This is a genomic window from Gemella haemolysans, assembly GCF_001553035.1.
Classification (GTDB): Bacteria; Bacillota; Bacilli; order Staphylococcales; family Gemellaceae; genus Gemella; species Gemella haemolysans_B.
In genome coordinates this window covers 1-720 of the sequence record NZ_KQ959914.1, presented here as the reverse complement: position 1 = coordinate 720, position 720 = coordinate 1, and the positions used below count along the sequence as shown (strand labels likewise).

The following is a 720-nucleotide window of genomic DNA, read 5'->3' as shown; positions in this document are numbered from 1 at the left end:
GAATTGGTGAATAAAATAATGATGAGATGGAATCTACAAGTACATCAAACAACAAGAGAAGTTCCAATAATAAGTTTACAAAAAGAAAAAGATTCCTTACTACCATTACCACATGAGAAAATAAGGAATCGCTATAAAATAACAACCCTACAAGTAAAAGTAAATAAACAAGCAATGATTTCTTACAAGTCCAATCAATATTCGGTACCAATTGAATATATAGGTAAGAAACTAAATCTACAAGTAGAAGATAATTATTTATACCTATATGATAACATGAAATTGGTGGTAAGTCATTTAATAAGTGATAAAAAATTAAATTATAAAGAAGCTCATTATAAGCAATTTGTTAAACACACTTGGAATGATATAGATGAAAAAAGATTAAAAGAACAAACTAAAAGAAATCTAGCTGTAATAGGAGAACGATTCAATGATAACAAATAGATCTAATTATACTAGATTAAAAGAGAATTTAGAATATCTTAATTTAAAGCAGTTTAACCTTAGACTAGATGAAATAATAGAATTAACTCAAAATAGAACAATGTCAGTAATAGATATTCTATTGAAACTAACAGATTATGAAGTAGATGTGAAAAAGCAAAATGTAAAAGAATCTATGATTAAAGTAGCTAATTTTCCTTATAATAGATCATTAGATAATTTTGATTTTTTATTCAATTCAGATATAAATGAATTAGAAATAAGGAACTTAGC

General features: G+C 24.7%; 2 protein-coding genes. Both read left to right on the top strand.

Annotated features, from left to right (window positions below; genetic code table 11):
* Window positions 1-447 (top strand): Mu transposase domain-containing protein (locus HMPREF3186_RS00025; RefSeq protein ID WP_419865819.1); only part of this gene is annotated, 447 nt, incomplete at its 5' end.
* A partial coding sequence (locus HMPREF3186_RS00020; RefSeq protein ID WP_231724121.1) for an ATP-binding protein occupies window positions 434-720 on the top strand: 287 nt, incomplete at its 3' end. The genes HMPREF3186_RS00025 and HMPREF3186_RS00020, both read left to right, overlap by 14 nt.